This is a genomic window from Bacillus sp. 3103sda1 (assembly GCF_024159135.1).
Taxonomy (GTDB): Bacteria; Bacillota; Bacilli; order Bacillales; family Bacillaceae_G; genus Bacillus_A; species Bacillus_A rhizoplanae.
In genome coordinates this window covers 1,402,152-1,418,719 of record NZ_JAMYWS010000001.1, presented here as the reverse complement: position 1 = coordinate 1,418,719, position 16,568 = coordinate 1,402,152, and the positions used below count along the sequence as shown (strand labels likewise).

The 16,568-nt window shown below is 35.5% G+C and carries 18 protein-coding genes and 1 riboswitch; of the genes, 4 read left to right on the top strand and 14 right to left on the bottom strand.

Annotated elements, in window-relative coordinates:
• Positions 1–435 precede the first annotated feature (435 nt).
• Positions 436–660 carry a hypothetical protein gene (locus NKR74_RS07140; protein WP_098309467.1) on the bottom strand — a complete coding sequence of 75 codons (225 nt, stop codon included), beginning with the start codon at positions 658–660 and terminating at the stop codon, positions 436–438.
• A gap of 233 nt (positions 661–893) precedes the next feature.
• Between NKR74_RS07140 and NKR74_RS07135 the strand changes: the two genes are divergently transcribed.
• Positions 894–1,406, top strand: a complete 513-nt coding sequence (locus tag NKR74_RS07135; RefSeq protein WP_098309468.1) for a Crp/Fnr family transcriptional regulator — start codon at positions 894–896, stop codon at positions 1,404–1,406.
• Between the two features lie 16 nt (positions 1,407–1,422).
• Here the strand turns inward: NKR74_RS07135 and hmpA are convergent, their stop codons facing one another.
• The 3 genes from hmpA to NKR74_RS07120 form a co-directional block, all read right to left on the bottom strand.
• Positions 1,423–2,631, bottom strand: coding sequence for an NO-inducible flavohemoprotein (gene hmpA, locus NKR74_RS07130; protein WP_253629088.1), 1,209 nt, complete (start codon positions 2,629–2,631; stop codon positions 1,423–1,425).
• 455 nt (positions 2,632–3,086) lie between these two features.
• Positions 3,087–3,605 (bottom strand): hypothetical protein, encoded by a 519-nt coding sequence (locus NKR74_RS07125; protein WP_253629087.1) that lies wholly within the window; start codon positions 3,603–3,605, stop codon positions 3,087–3,089.
• A 124-nt stretch (positions 3,606–3,729) separates the two neighbouring features.
• Complete coding sequence (locus tag NKR74_RS07120) at positions 3,730–4,827, bottom strand: site-2 protease family protein (protein ID WP_253629086.1); 1,098 nt, start codon at positions 4,825–4,827, stop codon at positions 3,730–3,732.
• A gap of 121 nt (positions 4,828–4,948) precedes the next feature.
• Between NKR74_RS07120 and NKR74_RS07115 the strand changes: the two genes are divergently transcribed.
• Positions 4,949–5,146, top strand: a complete 198-nt coding sequence (locus NKR74_RS07115; RefSeq protein WP_098309474.1) for a hypothetical protein — start codon at positions 4,949–4,951, stop codon at positions 5,144–5,146.
• A gap of 52 nt (positions 5,147–5,198) precedes the next feature.
• Here the strand turns inward: NKR74_RS07115 and NKR74_RS07110 are convergent, their stop codons facing one another.
• Positions 5,199–6,065 carry a YhfM domain-containing protein gene (locus tag NKR74_RS07110; RefSeq protein WP_098309475.1) on the bottom strand — a complete coding sequence of 289 codons (867 nt, stop codon included), beginning with the start codon at positions 6,063–6,065 and terminating at the stop codon, positions 5,199–5,201.
• A 111-nt stretch (positions 6,066–6,176) separates the two neighbouring features.
• On the opposite strand from NKR74_RS07110, the gene NKR74_RS07105 reads away from it, so the two are divergent.
• On the top strand, positions 6,177–6,953 hold the full coding sequence (locus tag NKR74_RS07105) for a class I SAM-dependent methyltransferase (RefSeq protein ID WP_253629085.1): 777 nt from the start codon (positions 6,177–6,179) through the stop codon (positions 6,951–6,953).
• 33 nt (positions 6,954–6,986) lie between these two features.
• Here NKR74_RS07105 and NKR74_RS07100 read toward each other — a convergent pair whose 3' ends face one another.
• Both NKR74_RS07100 and NKR74_RS07095 read right to left on the bottom strand, forming a co-directional pair.
• Positions 6,987–7,196, bottom strand: coding sequence for a hypothetical protein (locus NKR74_RS07100; protein ID WP_230573956.1), 210 nt, complete (start codon positions 7,194–7,196; stop codon positions 6,987–6,989).
• Between the two features lie 85 nt (positions 7,197–7,281).
• Positions 7,282–7,563: a hypothetical protein gene (locus NKR74_RS07095; RefSeq protein WP_253631211.1), complete on the bottom strand. Its 282-nt coding sequence runs from the start codon at positions 7,561–7,563 to the stop codon at positions 7,282–7,284.
• Between NKR74_RS07095 and NKR74_RS07090 the strand changes: the two genes are divergently transcribed.
• Positions 7,499–9,040 (top strand): bifunctional metallophosphatase/5'-nucleotidase, encoded by a 1,542-nt coding sequence (locus NKR74_RS07090; RefSeq protein ID WP_253629084.1) that lies wholly within the window; start codon positions 7,499–7,501, stop codon positions 9,038–9,040. The two genes, NKR74_RS07095 and NKR74_RS07090, sit on opposite strands and share 65 nt — an antisense overlap.
• A gap of 153 nt (positions 9,041–9,193) precedes the next feature.
• On the opposite strand, the gene NKR74_RS07085 is transcribed toward NKR74_RS07090, so the two are convergent.
• From NKR74_RS07085 to gltP, 7 genes are all read right to left on the bottom strand, one after another.
• Positions 9,194–9,826, bottom strand: coding sequence for a response regulator (locus NKR74_RS07085; protein WP_098309479.1), 633 nt, complete (start codon positions 9,824–9,826; stop codon positions 9,194–9,196).
• Positions 9,819–10,880, bottom strand: a complete 1,062-nt coding sequence (locus tag NKR74_RS07080; RefSeq protein WP_098309480.1) for a sensor histidine kinase — start codon at positions 10,878–10,880, stop codon at positions 9,819–9,821. Before NKR74_RS07080 ends, NKR74_RS07085 begins: the two co-directional genes overlap by 8 nt.
• Positions 10,880–11,620, bottom strand: a complete 741-nt coding sequence (liaF, locus tag NKR74_RS07075; protein ID WP_098309481.1) for a cell wall-active antibiotics response protein LiaF — start codon at positions 11,618–11,620, stop codon at positions 10,880–10,882. Before liaF ends, NKR74_RS07080 begins: the two co-directional genes overlap by 1 nt.
• 257 nt (positions 11,621–11,877) lie before the next feature.
• Positions 11,878–12,540, bottom strand: coding sequence for a PspA/IM30 family protein (locus NKR74_RS07070; protein ID WP_098309482.1), 663 nt, complete (start codon positions 12,538–12,540; stop codon positions 11,878–11,880).
• 45 nt (positions 12,541–12,585) lie between these two features.
• The gene (locus NKR74_RS07065) at positions 12,586–12,942 is read right to left on the bottom strand and encodes a lmo0954 family membrane protein (protein WP_098309483.1); all 357 of its coding nucleotides are present in this window, start codon (positions 12,940–12,942) and stop codon (positions 12,586–12,588) included.
• Positions 12,943–13,135: 193 nt separating this feature from the next.
• On the bottom strand, positions 13,136–14,452 hold the full coding sequence (locus NKR74_RS07060) for a Na+/H+ antiporter NhaC family protein (RefSeq protein ID WP_253629083.1): 1,317 nt from the start codon (positions 14,450–14,452) through the stop codon (positions 13,136–13,138).
• A 97-nt stretch (positions 14,453–14,549) separates the two neighbouring features.
• Positions 14,550–14,654: riboswitch (SAM riboswitch) on the bottom strand.
• Between the two features lie 495 nt (positions 14,655–15,149).
• Positions 15,150–16,421 carry a glutamate/aspartate:proton symporter GltP gene (gene gltP, locus NKR74_RS07055; RefSeq protein WP_098309485.1) on the bottom strand — a complete coding sequence of 424 codons (1,272 nt, stop codon included), beginning with the start codon at positions 16,419–16,421 and terminating at the stop codon, positions 15,150–15,152.
• Between the last annotated feature and the right edge of the window lie 147 nt (positions 16,422–16,568).

The following is a 16,568-nucleotide window of genomic DNA, read 5'->3' as shown; positions in this document are numbered from 1 at the left end:
TACATGTATAAAGAAACACTCCTAAAATAATACATAATAATGAGCAGACACATAATAAGAGAAAGTTAGAAATATGGAAATTCCTCATGATAATCACTCCTATGTTCATTACATTTTTGGTATTTCATTCCACTCTAACATGTAGTAATGCTTTCCTAAATTCAATAGGTAAACATAAAACTTTCATAAGAGCTTGCTTGGTTCAACTAATCATCTGTAGAGGATGAAGAATTCCCATTGACCATATCATACCGAAAAAAAGCAACATTTACATTTACAATGCCCTAACAATATAGAAGTGAGTGTTACAAATCATATGTAATTATTACATTATATATACAATCTTATTGTTTTCTATTTATAAACAAAAAAACAAGCCGAGAAATGCTTCTCTTTACCTATAAGAGAAGCATTTCTCAGCTTGTTAAGCTTTCCTTAGTGTACAAGCGACCATCCCATAAAATCTTCATGGACTTGTCTTGCTCGTCTATCGTTTCTATCATATAACTCTGCATAACTATCTGTTTCTTCATCATAAGCCATCGTATAAATGATTTGTCCATCTATTTCGACCGATAGAACAACTCCACCCTTCATTTCTTCCACATGTATCACTGCATCTGTTGAAATCTTCACATCAGTCATTTTTTCATCTAACATGGTATGCCCCCTAAAAAAATATTCCTTTCTAGTACCGTCCTTACACATACACACTAAACAGTATACTACTGTAATATGATATATTTCGTCAATAAATTAAAATTCCCATTAGCAGGAGACTACTAAATTGCAGAATAAAACTATAAGGTTTCTTCTGCAATTCACAAGTATAGTCTTATGCAAACAATTCCTCTATAATAAAATGAATAGCAATATATAAAGAGGTGCTTACATTGATTTTACATAAAGGAGAAATACTATTTCGTCAAGGAGAGGAAGGCCCTCTATATTTTGTAAAAAGCGGTCTATTAAAAGTAGTTCGCCTCCAAGAGGACGGCACGCCTTTTTTATTTAATATTATTGTTCCAGGTGAAACGATTCCTCACCACTCTTTAATCTCTCCAAAAGAATATCACGGCACTGCAATCGCTTTAATTAAGACAGAAGTAGAGCCAATTTTACGCAACGCATGGTATGAACAATTACATGCAAATCCCGAATCTTATGCCGATCTCGCCCTTCAGCTGCAAACAAAATTACGAATGATGCAAGAGCGTATCGATCAGCTTACAACCGTTTCTCCAAAAGAGAGGCTACTTCGTTTACAAAAATGGTTTACAACATATTTAGGAGACATTCCGGTCTATGAAATTTTAAACCAAACAGAAATTGGTCAACTCATTGGCATCCGTCGTGAAACAGTAAATCGGCTACTTCGAGAACAAACAAAAAACGAGGTGAATTAACACCTCGTTTTTTTAATTATTGCAAGCTAGCTGCTGGACCAAAGAATTCAAAGTGAATATTCTCTGGTACCACACCCCATTCTGTCAAATCTGCATGAATATGTTTCATAAACGGTACCGGTCCGCAGAAGTAGAAATCTGCTTCATTGGAAGGAATAATAGTTTGTAACCACGCTAAATCTATGAAGCCTTCTTTATCATAATTTTTTACTTTCTTATCTTGCTCAGTTGGATTAGAGTAGCAAGTATATACTTTTACTTGTTCATGCTCTTTTGCTACATTTGTAACATAGTCTTTCATTGCGTGTACATCACTGTTTAACGCGCCGTGAATAAAGTATACATTACGGTTTAGCGATTGCTCAATTAATGTATTTAACATACTCATCATTGGTGTAATTCCTACACCACCACTAATCAATACAACTGGTAACTGTGAATCCATATTCAGTACAAAATCTCCTGCTGGTGCGCTTAACGGTAAAATATCTCCTTCATTTACATGATCATGTAAATAATTCGATACCATTCCCTCTAGACCTTCTGCACTTTTCTCGCGTTTCACACTAATGCGATAGTAATCCTTTCCAGGTGCATCTGATAAACTATACTGACGGTTATGTGTATATGTTTCTCCTTCAATATTTAACTGTACACTTACATATTGTCCTGGCAAGAATGAAGATAGCGCTCCCCCATCTTCTGGTTTTAAATAAAAGGATGTAATCACATCACTCTCTTTTTCTTTTTTCACAACGATAAAATTGCGGAAATCTTTCCAGCCGCCCGCTTTTTCAGCAGCTTCTTCATACATTTCTGCTTCTATACTAATAAATGCGTCAGCTATCACACCATAAGCTTCTCCCCAAGCATCTAATACTTCTTGCGGAGCATCAGCTACTTCTTTAATAGCTTGTAACAAGCATTTACCAACAATCGGGTAATGTTCTGCTTTAATACCTAAGCTACGATGTTTGTGTCCAATTTGTTTCACAACTGGAATAATCACTGCTAAGTTATCAATATAATTAGCAGCTGCGTATACTGCATTTGCTAATGCTTGTTGCTGTCTTCCTTGTTTTTGATTTGTATGGTTAAAAATATTTAATAGTTCCGGATGCTCAGAAAACATAATTTGATAAAAACGTGTTGTAATCTCCACACCTTTTTCTTGTAATAACGGTACAGTTGATTTTACAATTTCAATTGTTTTTGGACTTAACATACTATCCACTCCTCTATTTCCTTAGCTATTTCCTTAACTATTTCCATTGTATACGATATCAAAGATATAAGTTGTGATTTTAATCACTATAAACATGATGGTTTTGTGAAAAACGTTATTAAGTGAAACTTTAATCAGTGTCCCCCTATTTTCTGTACTTGTCTCTCCATCTTAAGATGGGTTCTTACTACTCGATAAAGTGAAACTTCCATCAGTGGGGGTTTTCTTCATTCCCCATTGATGGTTAGTTGAACCAATCGGGCTTTTACGGGCAGTTATCCCCCAACTATCTTCTTTGTTTCCCTCTGCATCTTGAGGTGGGGGTCTTACTGCCCTTAATGCGGGATAAATGACACCCTCTATCTTCGTTAAGAAATTCCTCGTGAGATCGAGAAGAATGTTACTGTATATTAAAGTAACATCAATAATAAAAAGACATACTAAGTATGCCTTTTTTACTGTGCTTGTAATGCCTGTTCTATTACTTTTACATCTTTCCCATTTCCAAACTCTGTATACCCCCAAATATTCGTTTCACCTGTATATTTATTTACAAGAATATCAAGATCATGATATACACGATGTGCATAAATAACATATTCAATATTACGATCTTCTACCCCTTTTTTCAAAATTTCATAACTTCGTTTCACATCTCGTTTTATTTGCTTGTTTTTCACTTTTGTCTCAACATCTTTTAAAGCATGTTCCTGTTCTTGAAACCATTTCATTAAATGGTTCCAGTCTCCATCTGTGTATTTTTCTGCTTTTCCATAATTTAAAAAGCCATTGTAGCTTTCATGTGTCGTGCGGATGAATTGCAGCACTTCTTTTGTCTCATCAACCTCTTCTACTTTCGGCATTGCCGTTACACCAACAGGCTTACTTGCATAGTGTACAAAAACTTTGCTTAAGCCGTAACTAGCGATTCCCATTACTATAAGAATTCCAAGTATACTGCACACCTTTTTCATACACCCGACTCCTTTTCTATACATAAACATTACATTTATTTCTAAAAAACGTAATATTTGTAATGTTCTATAAAAAAGAGAGAATTCCTGTTCAAATCATTCTTTCCATTTCGACAACGTTTTTCTACAAATTATTTGTAGGAAGTTGATTTTGTAAGATTGCATTTCCTTGATATGTAGCATATCCGAGTATTGCGAGTAAGAATACGTATAAAATGAACATACCCATACGTGTTTTCATATTTGCAGAGTAGTACTTTTCATACTGTTCTTTTTCTTCTTCCCACTTATGTAATTTTCGCTCTGACACTGCTACTGCATCTTGCATCAATAGAAGATGCTGCTCTTTTTCCTCTTCATACGGCACGTAATCAAGTGGTTCAAATTTAGGAAACAAGTACTCTAATGCTATTTTTCTTTGACGCTCTTCTTTTGTTAATGATTTACCTCGCTCTTTCTGGCGAAGCATCGTTACTTCTTGGTGCATCATATAGATGGTACGATGTAGTGCTCCTGTTTCTCGTAATTCTTCTTTCAAACGTATCATATATTCTTTTACAATATCTATTTTCCAACCAAGCTCTTGAATTGGTTGATTTCGTTTCGATACTCTGCGCCATTCTAAACAGCCTAATAGAAAAATAAACCCAAGAAAAATACTTTTTTGTACAATTGCATAACCAAGCAATATAACAAGGCCTACCGCCCAAATTTTTGTACTTACAACAGAAACAATTCGTCCCCCATCAAGTGGTGATACGGGAATTAAGTTAAAGAAATTAATCATACTACCAAGCATAATAACAAGTGCCCAAAACGGTTCTTTTGTTGTCATATACAGCGGAATTGCTGGTAAAAAAGAGAGTAAACCAAATAGCGGTCCCATATATGCAATGTATGCCTCGTCTTTTGCGTTTTTAGGCAATTCTTTCATTCCTATAACCGCTCCCATAAATGGGATAAAAATAGCAGGTGAGGTTGCAATTCCTTTTCGTCTTGCTGCCCACAAATGACCCATTTCATGAATTAGTAATAAGTATACGAGTGCAACACCAAATTTCCATCCGTATATCGCTGCATAAGCGCCAAGAGATAACAGCATACTAAATATAGTAGAAAACTTTGCTAGTTTGACAATCGCAAATACAAACTTTAATTTAGACAACAGAAAAAGACCAACTGCTACAATAATCCCCCATAATCCTTTTGTATTTTGTTTCATATTCCTCTCCCTACCAATAATCTTTTTCTTCTTATTATGCCATATATTTTAAGTTTATTGGAAATCACTGTTTAATTGATCCATTTTTGGCCAATACTATACATGCAAGGAGGTGAAAACGGTGACATTACAATCTGTTATGATCGGTGCCTTATCTTTTCTAGCTTCTATGCTTATTTTTTATACTGTTGGACACGTATTACTATTAGATTGGCTACCAAACAATATTTTCATTAGCTCCATTATCCTTTCTGCACTTATTATCGCTTATTTTATTACGCGAAAATCTATGAGTGAACCGTCAACAAAAACAAAATAAAAGAGTGATGATATCTATCACTCTTTTTCTCATCTCCTAAAAGAAAGCCTCTTTATCTTTCTAACTCCATCTTTTCTCCATATTCTTTCACTATTTGAATAATATTTTGAAACGCACCAATCTCTTCTTTTTTATGATTAAACATTTTTAAATCATATTGATCATAATACGCTTCTAACATTTTTAGTTGAGACGATGATAAATTGTTAGCAGGAACAAAAAAGTTCACTTCATATTGTTTATATCCTTCTTTCACTATTTCACCTTGAATTGAATCACTTTTTTCTTTATTTATTATCTTTTGCACTTTCGGAGGAAAATGTAATTGAAAATAATAATTTTTTTCTTTTTCTAACTTTTTATATAATGCATCTGAAATCGTGTAATACACCGTATAATGAACTGCATTTTCCTTTGTTTTAATGTGAAAACGCGTAATTTGTAAATCCTTTTTCGTAATTTCAGTTATAGTTGATTGTTGTTCATCCTCATTTTGTGTTGAGGGTGCTGTCGGAAACAAAGAAAGCAGCTTTTCTGTATCCACCTTTGATATAAGGTAAAAATTCTTTGTATCGGTTTCTTTTTGTAACCAACCTGTTCTCGCTTCTGTACGAAGCCAAACTTTATACTTTTCTTCTTGTCCGTTTTTCTTAATTTTAATTACATATTCCGGTTCACCTAATTCACCTATTACGTTTTGTTTCTCCGCTTTATTTATAATATTTGCAACAATTTTTGCTTTCTCGTCCTTCAATATTTTTTCCTCTTGTCCTGTTTGGGATACAATTATTTGTATGCTCTCTTCCATAACACTCCCCGCTTCTTTTGCTGATTTCTCACCTTGTTCTATTTTCTTACCCATTTGGTTACATCCGACTAATAAGAAAAGAACAAACATGAATAACCATTTTTTTCGCATAGCTCCCATCCTCATTTCTCAAAATAAGAAAAGCTTATTGTTCTCAAAAGAAAACAAAATCAACCTAACAAACAAAATCGGATATAATATACATGAAAGGGGGCTTACAGCATGCCAATAGATTTTCACAGCCCAAACAATAAATATACGTATACAAATCGTCAAGCAACGGATTCATGGACGTCTATGATTCAAAATATTGTAGACGTCAAAGAAAAGAGAGTGATTGATATTGGATGCGGTGGTGGTATTTATACAAAACAACTCGCTATGATGGGGGCAGCTGAAGCAATTGGTTTTGATTTTTCAAATGAGATGCTCGAAGCTGCCAAGGAAAATTGCGCTCACATACAACACGTTTCATTTGTACAAGGTGACGCTCATAACCTTCCTTTTGCAGATGCAACCTTTGATATCGTTATATCACGAGCTGTTATTCATCATCTAGAGCATATTCCACAATTTTTACAAGAAGCATATCGTATTTTAAAGCGAAACGGTCTACTTATTCTCCAAGATCGAACAATTGAAGACTGCACGATTCCAGGAAGTTCAGAACATATTCGCGGCTATTTCTTTTCTTGCTATCCAAAATTACTCCATACAGAAGCTAAACGAAGACCTAAAACAAATCAAATACTATATTGGTTACACAACAGCGGCTTCCATACAAATCCTATTGAAACTCTTTGGGAAGTTCGTAAAGTCCATCCTTCAATTGAAAATTTACTTCAAGATTTATCACCTCGGACAGGTCGTTCTATTTTACATGAATTATCCGATGATGAACTCTCTCAATTATTAGAGCATCTTTACTCTAAACTTCATAACAAATCTCCTATTATAGAACAGGATCGCTGGACTATTTGGACAGCCTTGAAAGAGTAGCAAGCCTCACAATGTGTGAGGCTTGCTACTCTTTCATAACCTTGTTCGGCAACACTCTTGATATCCACCGCTTCTTGCCTGTGCTCTTCCACACTTCGAGCATACTAAAAATCTGGATTGATTTCCAAACAAACTACCTTTATCAAAAAGTAACACTCCTGCTTGTTTAAACGAACGAGAATAATATAACCATATAAAACCACAAATTGCAGTAATACATATCAATACACCCATTACAAGCATCTTCGTCACCTCTGCTTTGTCTGTTCTTTCCAGCAAGTGGATGATTACATTATTCTCTACATTGAGCAATAAATCCTTCTTTTTCTCATGAAAACTCCCCGCACTTATCTTCCTCTAATCTTACAGTGGCAGATTTTCTCCTATTTTGATAAAGTGAAACTTCCATCAGTAGGGGGATTACTGCCTGTTCATATGGGATAAAAAACCTTACAATTTCCACAAAAAATTTACGATTTTTTAATAAAGTAAAAAGTTGTCCTTCTATTACAATAAAAACACCAGTATATGTAAGGAGTGACAACATGATTAATTTTCTTTTATGTATCCCTTTTCTCATTTCTATAACTCTTTCTTCATTGTTTCCCACTTCAAAACCTTCCGAAATACATGTGCAAATAATCGGATTAAATGATTTGCACGGACAAATCAATACAACTACAATGCTACACGGACAACCTGCTGGCCGCGCCGATTATATAGCCTCTTATATCAAATCATATAAAGAACAATTCCCTCATACCTTACTTGTTCATGCCGGTGATATGGTTGGTGGAAGTCCTCCCATTTCTGCTCTCTTTCAAGATGAGCCAACAATAGAATTTTTAAATATGCTGAAATTTGATGTCGGAACAGTTGGTAATCATGAATTTGACGAAGGTATAGACGAACTAAAGCGACTTATTGATGGGGGTTTTCATCCAAAAACAGGTATGTTTCCAGGTAGCTCTTTTCCTTACGTTTGTGCAAATGTAGTAGATACTAACACAAATGAACCTCTATTTCCACCATATGCGATTAAGTGGATTAATGGTATTCCCATTGCTTTTATTGGCATCGTTACAAAAGATACACCTTTTCTTACTATGCACAATGATATTTCAGCGGTCACTTTTTTAGATGAAGCTACTGCTGTTCAAAAGTACGTACGAGAATTACAGCAAAAAGACATCCATGCAATTATCGTTCTTGCTCATGTAGCTGGCAAGACAACAGGCGGAATTACCTACGGGCCACTTGCTGATTTAGCAAGCAAAGTTGACGATGATGTAGATGTATTATTTGGTGGACATAATCATTCCTATATGAATGGATATGTTAATGGAAAACTACTCGTTGAAGGGTATTCTTACGGAAGAGCTTTTGCAAATGTGCAGCTCACAATTAATCGCAAAACGAAAGATATTACAAAAAAATCAGCAAAGATTATTCCTACTTATCATAATCAAATACAACCTAATCCAATCATCCAAACATGGCTACAGAGCTATCAAACAAAGATAGCCCCATTAACCGAGCAAATACTTGGAAAAAGCGTACACAAGCTGACACGAGATCAAAATAGAAACGGGGAAACAGACCTTGGTGCTCTTCTTGCTGCATCTCAACGTCAAGCTATGCAGGCTGACATTGCATTCGTCAATCCAGGTAGTATCCGTCATGATTTACCAGCTGGTTCCATTACATGGGAAAATACCTTTCTCATTCAACCTTTTGAAAATAAACTCATTAAAATGGATCTAACGGGTAGAGAAATTCGAAGTGCACTGCATGGACAATGGACTGATGAAATACGTATGTTACAAGTATCTGGAATTCGTTACACATGGAAAGAAAATAAGTTAATATCAATTACACTAGAAAATGGGGAACCACTCGAAGATGATGCAACATACTCTGTCGTAGTAAATTCTTTTCTGGCAAACGGAGGCGATAAGTTTACAATTTTCCAAAAGGGACGAAATCGCGTTGAAGGCCCGACAGATCAAGAAGCATTCGCAAATTACATTCGTTCTACTCCATCTTTAGAAAGCATTCAAGCCAATCATATTCAAAAATTGGATTAACATCATGAAAAATATGTTAAAAATATCTACCTTTATATACAGAAAGAATTGAATAATCCTTACTATATATTGGATATTTTTTCACGGAATCTTCCAAACAAGTAAACATAACACTAAACAATGCAAAATAAAAAGGCGTTTCTACGGCCTTTTTTATTTTGTAAGCTGGTGGCGAAACGCATAAATAACCGCTTGCGTACGATCACTTACATGTAATTTATTTAAAATATTACTTACATGCGTCTTTACTGTTTTTAAAGCAATGAATAGCTCATCTGCAATTTCTTGATTACTCTTTCCTTGTGCAATTAATAATAAGATTTCAAACTCTCGCTCTGTTAATTCTTCGTGTAGCGGCTGTTCTTTCTTTTGACGCATACGTGACATCATTTTCCCGGTAACTTTCGGTTCAAGCACTGTTTCTCCATCGTACGTTGCCCGCACTGCATCTGCTATATCACTTGCTCTTGATGTTTTTAATAAATAACTAGTTGCACCGGCTTCAATGACTGGATACAGTTTTTCATCGTCTAAGAAACTTGTTACAACAACAATTTTCGCTTCCGGCCATTCTTGAATAATCGCACGCGTTGCCTCGACACCATCCATTTCATCCATAACAAGATCCATTAAAATAATATCTGGTTTTAATGATAATGCTAATTCTGAACCTTTTCTTCCGTTTTCTGCTTCTCCTACAACTTCAATATCCGGCTGAGTTGATAAATAAGCAGATACACCCATCCGAACCATTTCATGATCATCAACGAGCAATACTTTAATCATGCTGTTCCTCCTCTCTATCTATAAGAATCGGCACTTTTACCTCAATTTGCGTTCCTTTATTCGGGAAGCTTAATACCTTTAAAGTTCCGCCAATTTCATGGACACGTTCTTGCATGGAACGAAGACCGTATGATCCAGCTTTATTGACGCCTACTTCAAAACCTACGCCGTCATCAATAATTTTTAAAATTGCATATTCATCAATTTGACGCAGCCTTACTTCTGTTTTCTTTGCTTGTGCATGTCGCAGTGTATTTGACAACGCTTCCTGTACAATACGGAATAAGTGATCTTCTACACCTTTTTTCAATTGAATTGGCTCAATCAACCATTCAATCTTCATATGTTGTTTTCTTGAAAGCTCCGTTAATAATTCTTCAATACCTTCTGTTAATTTTTTACCTTCTAATTGAACAGGACGTAAATGAAGGAGCAATGCTCTCATTTCTGATTGTGCATTTACAACCATATTTTCAACAAGTTGTAATTGTTTTTGAGTAGTTTCTGATATATTAGCAGTTTGCTCATTAATTGCTGCCATCATCATTGACATAGCGAAGAGTTGTTGACTTACAGAATCATGAAGCTCCCTAGCTAAACGATGCCTCTCTTCTGAAATAACCTTTTGTCTCATTTCTTCATTCCAATGCGCTCGTTCATTCGTTACTTTTTGAAATAATCCTGCTTGCTCCTCTAATCTCCTAGCAAGTACAATTACCTTTCGCTCCACTTCATGAAATTCATCTTCTGCAGTAAACGAAGCATCTTTCGGGAAATTCCCTCGTTCTACTTCAAATAAAAAAGTCGTTAAACCTTGAATACGCTGCTGCATATAATAACCAATCGCATACCCAACAACTCCACCAATGAGAAGACTCATGCAGATAAGAAACAATCCAACTGGAACAGAAGCAATCGATTCTTTCCATAATAAATCATATACAGATTGCCCACTTTTCCATACATATACGATGGTACAAATGAATGCAATACTACTAGCAGATAACATAGAGTAGCGAATATACATCCATGAAATATTCTTTTGCCTTTTCATTATACTTTCCTCACTTCCGTATCGCCTACGATAAGCGAAGAAATAATTTTAATACGCCTAGGAGCCTCATTATAGTGTTCTGTTTTGAATGTTACATTGCGATTAAAACCTGTTTCTTCATGATTAGGAAGCAAAACTTTTCCAATAATAACAGAATGATTTAAAGATAGTTCAATATCGTATGGAACATACAAACGAATATTACCAATAACACCACGAATAACAATGACGGTTTCTCCTTCTGGAATCATAGCTGTTGTTAAATCAATTTCAACATCACCGATTCCATACTGGACATTAATATCTTCTAACTCATAAATATGATCCATTATTCGTACGTTACCAACCATTATATTCTTAAGATACGGTTCTGTTCGATAGATTTGTTTTTCTTCATTTATATATCCTTTTTCCTTAATTTCGACCTGTACCATTTTTGACTTCTGCTGACCTTGCACAAGCTGATAACCAACGAAAGCTAAACAAGCAAATAGAACAAGCACGAAGGCTGCTGATGAAAACAGGAAAAATACGAAAATGAGTCCTCCGACAAATAAAAGCACATTTCCTCTCACATATCGGTTCTTTTTTCGATAATTCCTTCCAAACATAATCATAATAAAAGCAAAAATAAGGGCACCCGGCTCAAAATGTCCGAGAATCATATCAAGAACAAGACCAAATCCAAATATAATGAGGAGCATTCCTACAAATTGTGTTTTCGAAAATTGTTTCTTCATCTCAGCTCCCCTTTCTTTGTCATATGTAAAGTGAAACTTCCACCAGTGGAGGTTTTTTCATCCCCCACTGATAGTTATTTGAACCAATCGGGCTTTTACGGGCAGTTATCCCCACCTATCTTCCTCGTCTCTCTTTGAATCTTGAGGTAGGGGTTTTACTGCCCGTTAATGCGGGATAAACAGAAGAAAAAGGTATTGCATTCCAACACCTTTTCTTCTATCACTATATCATAAGCTTGTTTTATAATGTACTACAATTATTTTACTGATTCTTTTGTTATAGATACTTCTTTTTTCTCCTTCATTTCGCGCTCAAGCTTTGCAATCTTCATATCAAATGTGTCACGTTCATGATCTTCATTGATGCGAAGCTCTAAATCAAGAATGTGATTTTCAATTTCTTCAAAGCGTAAAAATGGGTTATTTTCATCCATTTTATGCAGAGCCGTATTCATGCGACGGTTCGCATGTGCCATATTTTCACGTGCCATTAATTCCATACGTTTTGCATTCATTTCTTTTAATTTATTTTTCATTTCAGAAAGGCGACGCTCTAATTCATCAATTTGTTCCATAACACCTGCATACATTTCTTCTAAGCGAGCTACTCGCCCTTCGTAATATGCGACTTCTTCTAATGCACGTTCTTGCAGTTGCATTTCTCCTGCTTCTTGCGCAATTACAGCTTGCTTGGATCTCTTATTTACGAAATAACGCGCCTGCTCAAGCTCACGAGCAAAATTAGATTTTAATGTTTTATGACGCTCAATTAACTTTTCAATTTTTGTTACCTCACGTTCGCTATCACGTAAATATTGATTTAACATCGCAATTGGGTTTTTTCTTTCTTTCTCGTCTAACACATTATGAAGATCTGCAAGTATTGCCTCGCGTACACGTCCGAATAATGATTGTTTCATTTTAAATCTTCCTCTCTTCTACTTTATTATTTTAGTTGTTTAATATTAGTTATTTTTCATTAATTTGTTCCATTCATCTTCAAAATTGCTATATGGTTTAGAACCTTCTGAAGCAGACTCTACTACAACTTTTTCTTTTTTCCATTCGCGGTATCCATAATATAGAACGACTAATGCTACGATACCGATTAATGCTGGTGAATTAGAAAGGCCGATTGACAAGCCAACTAAACCGACAATACCCCAAGCTAACTTTCCAAAAAATGATCGTGCTCGCACAAATGACTTGTAGCTCCAATACACAATCCCTGCTCCAATTGCAAATCCTATAATACCAGCAAGACTTCCAAGAGCAATTAAAGCTAAAATACCGGCTGCGATAAACGCTAGAAACTGTTTCATCTTGTGCTTGCCTCCCTTCGATTTGATACTCTTATCTTAACTATTTTTTCATTTTTCTATAACGAGCTTAAGAACCGTTTTCTTCTCAGACTTAAGTCCTATTCATCATCAGACCTATATTTAAAGTGAGATGAAATTAGTCGTTATATTCAAAACAAAAGAGGATGCCTTATACAAGACATCCTCTTTTTCATTATGCTGTTTTTTCATATTCCTTTTTCTTAGCTATAGGTGAAAGACGCGGAAAATTAATTACAATTGAAATAATACCGCAAACCGCAACTAACATTGGATAAAATGAATACGGTAATAACTCAACTGGTGAAAGCGAAGCAAATCCTGCCGCTGTTAACATTTGTGCACCGTACGGGATTAACCCTTGCACGCTACAAGAAAATAAATCTAACAGGCTCGCAGATTTTTTCGGATCAATATTGTATTGATCTGCAACATTCTTTGCTAGTGGACCCGTGAAAATAATAGAAATTGTATTATTTGCTGTGCACATATTTGTCATACTTACAAGACCAGCAATTCCAAATTCTGCACCTTTTTTCGAACGAATATTACGCGTTAGTATATTCATTAAATACTGAATACCGCCGTTATATTGGATAATTTCAACCATTCCACCGATTAAAATCGCTAATAATACCATCTCCATCATACCATTAATCCCTACTGTAATACTTTTAAAGAAACTTGCTAATGTGTAGCTTCCATCTAACATGCCAATGATACCAGCAAACACTGTTCCTCCAGTTAATACAACTAGTACGTTACATCCAAGCAGAGCTGTAATTAACACCCCTGCATACGGCAAAATTTTCACCCAGTTAAACGCATGTGCCGTCATATTTGTATGAGTTCCTAACGTAAGAACGATTAAAAGTATAGTCGTAATAATGGCAGCCGGTAATACAATCAAGAAGTTTGTTTTAAATTTATCTTTCATTTCCGTTCCTTGTGTACGCACCGCAGCAATTGTCGTATCTGAAATAAAAGATAAATTGTCACCAAACATTGCTCCGCCAACAACTGTCGCCATAGCAAGTGCCATAGAAATATCCGTTTGCCCACTAATTCCTACTGCAATTGGCCCCAATGCTGCAATTGTACCCATTGACGTTCCCATCGCTAATGAAATAAACGCACCAATAATAAACAGTCCAGCAACTAACAGGCTTTGCGGAAAAATAGTAAGGGCTAAGTTTACGGTTGCTTCAACAGCGCCCATACCTTTTGCTGTTTCAGAAAATGCACCTGCTAATACAAAGATTAATACCATAATCATGATATCTGGATTGCCAGCCCCTTTAGCAAAACGTTCAACCTTTGTCGTAAAGTTTTCTTTTCTATTCATTACTAACGCGATAGCAACTGCAATTAAAATAGCAACTACGATTGGTAACTTATAAAAATCTCCTGTAATCACACCAGAACCAATAAATAGTGCTAAAAATATACCAAGTGGCAATAATGCCCATCCATTTCCTTTTGTTTGTTCCAAAGTAATATCCTCTCCTATTTCTAAACCTTTCCTTCACAAGAGCGAAAAAGACCTCTTCTAAAGAGAAGAGGTCTTATATATCATATAAGAAACACTCTTCTCATCTATCAAGCATTCCGCTTGCTGGATTTGGCACAGCACTCTATATGAGTCCGCTGCCGAGGCATCGTAGGGCCAGTCCCTCCGCCTCTCTTGATAAGAAGGTTTCATATTATATTTTGTGTAAATCAATCCTTTATTACTTTACTCGCTGCAAAAGAAAATGTCAAACATTATTTCTATCAAAATAGTTGGTATTTTTTTGATATTTATAAAAAATTACGAATGAATCAAACATTCCATGCAATTAAATAATATCTTTTATTTTCAAAATTTCTGTTTCTAAAATTGAAAACCATGAAAACTCCCGCCACTTATCTCCTTCTGATCTTGAAGTGGGGGTTTCTCGTGTATCACCTTCAAAAGATGCTTAACACGAGTGGAGTTGACACAGCTGCCTGATGGCACAACCCCTCTATTCCATCGGCAAACGCCTTTGGAACTGCTTTTTTTAAGATGTTATAGGAACCATTCACATCTGTGTTTAATAATTTGTTTTCTTCCGTTCGATACAGGCCACGCCTAATTCGTTTACCACTAAATACAGTAATTTCATATAGAAAAGCCCTCACGTATAACGTGAGGGCTTTGTTGTAATTTAAGCTGCTTGCTTCTCTGAAATCTCCTTCAAATAAGCTTGTCCTTTTTCTTCGTCATATTGACCTTCCCATTTAGACATAACAACTGCAGCTAATGAGTTACCTACTACGTTTACTGCTGTACGTGCCATATCTAAAATACGGTCAATACCAGCGATAAACGCTAAACCTTCAGCCGGAATACCTACTGTATGAAGCGTTGCTAATAATACAACGAATGATACGCCTGGTACACCTGCAATACCTTTTGAAGTAACCATTAATACAAGAAGCAATGTAATTTGCTCTGAAATTGATAAGTGAATACCATACATTTGCGCTAAGAAAAGAGCGGCAATTGCTTGGTATAATGTTGAACCATCTAAGTTAAATGAATAACCTGTTGGAATAACGAAAGATGTAATGGCTTTCGGACAACCGAAACGCTCCATCTTTTCCATAATCTTTGGTAGAACCGTCTCTGAGCTTGCTGTAGAATACGCTAAAATAAGCTCGTCTTTTAAAATCTTAAAGAATTGAAAAATATTAATTCCAAATATTTTTGCTGTAATACCTAATACAACAACAACGAAGAAAATCATTGCTCCATAAACAACAATAACTAACTTACCTAATGGGATTAATGACGCTACACCAAACTTAGAAACCGTTACGCCAATTAACGCAAATACACCAAACGGCGCAAATTTCATTACTTGATTTGTCACCCAAAACATTGAATCTGCTACACCCTGGAAGAAATTCAGAACTGGCTTCCCTCTTTCTCCAATGGCAGCTACTCCTAAACCAAATAATACAGAGAAGAAAATAATTGGAAGCATATCACCTTTTGCCAATGACTCCATAATATTCGTTGGAACAATATTTACGAATGTATCAGCAAATGAATGGTGCTGTACTTGTTCTGTTGTCGCTGTATACTTAGAAATATCTGTTTTTTGTAACTGTGACATATCCACGCCTTTTCCTGGTTGGAAAATGTTCGCTACTAATAAACCAACAATAATCGCAATTGTTGTAATGATTTCAAAATAAAGGATTGTTTTTCCGCCCAAACGTCCAAGCTTTTTGACATCACCAACGCCTGCCACCCCAACAATAAGACTGGCAACAACGATTGGTACGACGATCATTTTAATTAAGCGGATAAAAATATCACCAATCGGTTGTAAAATTTTAGCAACCATCGGATCACCATAAAAAATTGCTCCTACGGCAATACCGAGAGCAAGACCTATTAAAATTTGCCATGCAAGTCCAATTCTTTTCATACTTGCTGCGACCCCCTTCTTAGATGTTCTAAATTTCCATATTCTATTTTTCTATAAAATACAAAAATCACAGTATTAAATATTATAAGACTATTCAATACTTTCGCCCCTATTAAAATGATAAGACAAAAATAGAAATCTGACAAC

Bases quoted from the DNA above. Each gene is read 5' to 3' on its own strand.
- NKR74_RS07140 (WP_098309467.1), bottom strand. From the start codon at position 660: ATGTTAGATGAAAAAATGACTGATGTGAAGATTTCAACAGATGCAGTG.
- hmpA (WP_253629088.1), bottom strand. From the start codon at position 2,631: ATGTTAAGTCCAAAAACAATTGAAATTGTAAAATCAACTGTACCGTTA.
- NKR74_RS07125 (WP_253629087.1), bottom strand. From the start codon at position 3,605: ATGAAAAAGGTGTGCAGTATACTTGGAATTCTTATAGTAATGGGAATC.
- NKR74_RS07120 (WP_253629086.1), bottom strand. From the start codon at position 4,827: ATGAAACAAAATACAAAAGGATTATGGGGGATTATTGTAGCAGTTGGT.
- NKR74_RS07110 (WP_098309475.1), bottom strand. From the start codon at position 6,065: ATGCGAAAAAAATGGTTATTCATGTTTGTTCTTTTCTTATTAGTCGGA.
- NKR74_RS07105 (WP_253629085.1), top strand. From the start codon at position 6,177: ATGCCAATAGATTTTCACAGCCCAAACAATAAATATACGTATACAAAT.
- NKR74_RS07100 (WP_230573956.1), bottom strand. From the start codon at position 7,196: ATGCTTGTAATGGGTGTATTGATATGTATTACTGCAATTTGTGGTTTT.
- NKR74_RS07090 (WP_253629084.1), top strand. From the start codon at position 7,499: ATGATTAATTTTCTTTTATGTATCCCTTTTCTCATTTCTATAACTCTT.
- NKR74_RS07085 (WP_098309479.1), bottom strand. From the start codon at position 9,826: ATGATTAAAGTATTGCTCGTTGATGATCATGAAATGGTTCGGATGGGT.
- NKR74_RS07080 (WP_098309480.1), bottom strand. From the start codon at position 10,880: ATGAAAAGGCAAAAGAATATTTCATGGATGTATATTCGCTACTCTATG.
- liaF (WP_098309481.1), bottom strand. From the start codon at position 11,620: ATGAAGAAACAATTTTCGAAAACACAATTTGTAGGAATGCTCCTCATT.
- NKR74_RS07070 (WP_098309482.1), bottom strand. From the start codon at position 12,540: ATGAAACAATCATTATTCGGACGTGTACGCGAGGCAATACTTGCAGAT.
- NKR74_RS07065 (WP_098309483.1), bottom strand. From the start codon at position 12,942: ATGAAACAGTTTCTAGCGTTTATCGCAGCCGGTATTTTAGCTTTAATT.
- gltP (WP_098309485.1), bottom strand. From the start codon at position 16,421: ATGAAAAGAATTGGACTTGCATGGCAAATTTTAATAGGTCTTGCTCTC.